Origin of the sequence: Microbispora sp. NPDC049633 (genome assembly GCF_040675265.1) — a bacterium.
Lineage (GTDB): Bacteria > Actinomycetota > Actinomycetes > Streptosporangiales > Streptosporangiaceae > Microbispora > Microbispora maris.
In genome coordinates, this window is the sequence record NZ_JBFAOO010000369.1 from 1 (window position 1) to 3053 (window position 3053).

Genomic DNA, 3053 nt, shown 5'->3' on the forward strand with positions numbered 1-3053 from the left:
GGCGGGGCGTGCGGCTCGCGACGCTCCTGCGCAGGGCGGGGATGAGCGACCGGGCGGTCGCGCTGATGCCGCGCGGGCTCGACGGCGACTACGTGGAGGCGGGGGAGAACCTGGGGAGGGTGCGCCGCCCGCTCCCCGTGACCAAGGCGCTGGACGACGTGCTGGTGGCCTACGAGATGAACGGGCGGCCGCTGCCGCCCGACCACGGATATCCGGCGCGGCTCGTGGTGCCGGGGTGGGTGGGCGTCGCCTCGATCAAGTGGCTGGGGGACGTCGAGGTGTCGGCGGAGCCGCTGGAGTCGCCGTGGAGCACGCGGCTGTACCGGATGCACGGCCCCGGCCACCCGCCCGGCGGCGGGCCGCCGCTGACCCGCACGGGGGTGAAGAGCGCCTTCGAACTGCCCTGGCCGGCCCGTCTCCAAGCGGGGCGTGAGCATCTGCTGCGCGGCCGTTCGTGGTCGGGTCACGGGCGGGTGGTGCGGGTCGAGGTCAGCGACGACGAGGGCGTGTCGTGGCGGCCGGCCCGCCTCCGCGACGACCGGCACCCGCGTGGCTGGGTCCGGTGGACCTTCCCCTGGACTCCCCGGCAGGCGGGCGGCCTGCGGCTGCTCGCCCGGGCCGCCGACGAGACGGGCGCGACGCAGCCCGGCAGGGCGGCCCGCAACACCCTCGGCTACGGCTTCGACGCGGTGGTGCGTCACCCCGTCGTGGTGACCTGAGCGGGCCCCGTTCACGGCCGGCTCGCGCGCGGTCACGCCATTGACAGACTGAGGGTGCCTCAGGTTGACTCTGGACAACGTGAGGCATCCTCCGGATATGCCTCTTTCCATCCCGAGAAGGAGGGAACGTTGGCCGAGGGAATCGCCGTCTCCGTGCACGACACCGCCCCGGTCTGGCGCGGCGACACCGCGGGCGACGCGCTGCGTCGTTCCGTCGACCTGGCCCGGGCCGTCGAGGCCCTGGGCTACCGGCGCCACTGGGTGGCCGAGCACCACAACACGCCCGCGCTCGCGACCTCCAGCCCGGCGGTGCTCGCGGGCGCCATCCTCGGGGCGACCGCCACGATCCGGGCCGGCTCGGGCGCGGTGCTGCTGCCCAACCACTCGCCGTACGCGGTGGCCGAGCAGTTCGGCGTGCTGGTCGGGCTCCATCCGGGCCGGGTCGACCTCGGGCTCGGTCGCGCCGCCGGCGGCTCGGGGGAGGCCGCGGCCCGCCTGGGTGACCCGCGCCGGCTCGACTTCGGCGAGGCGCTGCGCGAGCTGAACGAGTACTTCGCCGGCGGCAGCGGCGGCGTGCGCGCGATCCCCGAGCCGGGCACCCCGCCCGAAGTCTGGCTGGTCGGGTCGAGCGCGTCCAGCGCCGCGTACGCCGGCCGGCTCGGCCTGCCGTACGTGTACGCGCACGCGATCGTGGGCGGCGGGGCCCCGGAGGCGCTGGAGGCGTACCGGCAGGCGTTCCGGCCGTCCGCGGCCCTGGCCGAACCGCACGCCGGTGTGGCGGTGATCGCCGTCGTCAACGACAGCGACGAGCGCGCGCACCGGCTCGCCGCCTCCTTCGTGTACGGCCAGATCCTCATGCGCACGGCCGATCCGGCCACGCTGCTGCCGACCGAGGAGGAGACGGCCGCGCACCGCTTCACCACGGCCGAGGAGCGGTTCCTGCGCGAGAAGATCGACCCCCAGTTCGTGGGCGGCCCCGAACGCGTCGGGCCCCGCCTCGGTGACCTCCTGCGCCGCACCCGCGCCGACGAGCTGTTCGTGCTCACGCAGGTGCCCGACCATCAGGCCAGGATCCGCTCCTACGAGCTGGTCGCCAAGATCGTCTCGTCCCTGTGAGGCGGACCCCGAAGCGATGGGAACCGGTCTCGGCCAATTTTATGTATAGCTGGTAGGAAATATTGACTTTCGGATCGTCTGATCGTACGTTTGCGGTATCGGCCAGGGCGTTCGTCCGGCCCCGGTCCCCGCCTCCATCCGAATCCCCGACCCCGCGTGCCGTGATGCTGCCGGCCGACGGGATCGACCCCGAGAGCAGCTGCGATCAACCGGAGGTTTGCCATGACGGAGACTCTGCTCGGCCCCGCCCTCGACGCCGACGACTACAAGCGGGCCCTCGCGGTGCACGCGGCGGGAGTCGTCGTGATCACCGCGCGGAGCGGAGGAGTGCCCGTGGGGCTGACCGCCACCTCGTTCTCCTCGGTCAGCCTCGACCCGCCTCTCGTCTCCTTCTACGTGGACCAGGCGTCCACCACCTGGCCGTCCCTCCGTGAGGCGGACCACTTCGCCGTCAACGTCCTCGCCAGCGACCAGGCCGACCTCGCCGCCCGCTTCGCGCGCAAGGGCGTCGACCGGTTCGCCGAGCCCACCCGGTGGCGCCCGGGACCCCTCGGCGCGCCGCTGCTCGAAGACGTCTCCGCCCACCTGGTCTGCCTGCCGTACGAGAGGGTCGGCGTGGGCGACCACGTCCTCGTCGTGGGCCTGGTCACCCGGGCCGAGGTGCGCGCGCCGGGACGTCCGCTGCTGTATCACCAGGGCCGCTTCGGCCGTTTCATCGCCCACCCGTGACCCCGCTTCCGCTCCGTGCCGAGCACCGTCTCCCCGACTTGGAGGACCGTCCGTTGACCACCCGCACGCCCAGTGAGAACGCGCATCCCGCGGCTCCGCGCACCGGACCCGCCCGTCACACCGCCGACGCGCGGCACGAGGGGGTGACGTCGTGAGCTCCGTCGTGGCGCTGGTCGGCAACCCGCGGGGCGGCTCGCGAACCCACCTCGCGGCGGTGGCGGCGGCCGAGGCGCTGGGGCGCCGGATCGGGCACGACGCGCCGCCCGAGGTCGTGGACCTGTCCGCGATCGGCCCGCACCTGTTCACCCCCGCACCCTCGCCCACGGTGGAGGTCGCGCTGGAGCTGGCCGCCGGAGCGCAGGTGCTCGTCGTGGCCAGCCCCACCTACAAGGCCACCTACACCGGCCTGCTCAAGGCGTTCCTCGACCGCCTCCCGGGCGGCGCGCTGGCCGGAACGGTGGCGCTGCCGCTGCTGGTCATGGGCGCCCC

At 74.2% G+C, this 3053-nt stretch carries 4 protein-coding genes; all 4 read left to right on the plus strand.

What is annotated here, in order from left to right; translation table 11 throughout:
- Nucleotides 1-719 (plus strand): molybdopterin-dependent oxidoreductase (locus AB0J39_RS38920; RefSeq protein ID WP_363474152.1); only part of this gene is annotated, 719 nt, incomplete at its 5' end.
- Between the two features lie 129 nt (nucleotides 720-848).
- Nucleotides 849-1835: an MsnO8 family LLM class oxidoreductase gene (locus AB0J39_RS38925; protein ID WP_363474154.1), complete on the plus strand. Its 987-nt coding sequence runs from the start codon at nucleotides 849-851 to the stop codon at nucleotides 1833-1835.
- Nucleotides 1836-2057: 222 nt separating this feature from the next.
- Nucleotides 2058-2564 carry a flavin reductase family protein gene (locus AB0J39_RS38930; protein WP_363474156.1) on the plus strand — a complete coding sequence of 169 codons (507 nt, stop codon included), beginning with the start codon at nucleotides 2058-2060 and terminating at the stop codon, nucleotides 2562-2564.
- Between the two features lie 151 nt (nucleotides 2565-2715).
- Nucleotides 2716-3053, plus strand: a 338-nt coding sequence (locus tag AB0J39_RS38935; protein ID WP_363474158.1) for an NAD(P)H-dependent oxidoreductase, incomplete at its 3' end; no start/stop codon positions are given.

Coding starts and splice junctions, on each gene's coding strand:
- AB0J39_RS38930 (WP_363474156.1), top strand. CDS start 2,058: ATGACGGAGACTCTGCTCGGCCCCGCCCTCGACGCCGACGACTACAAG.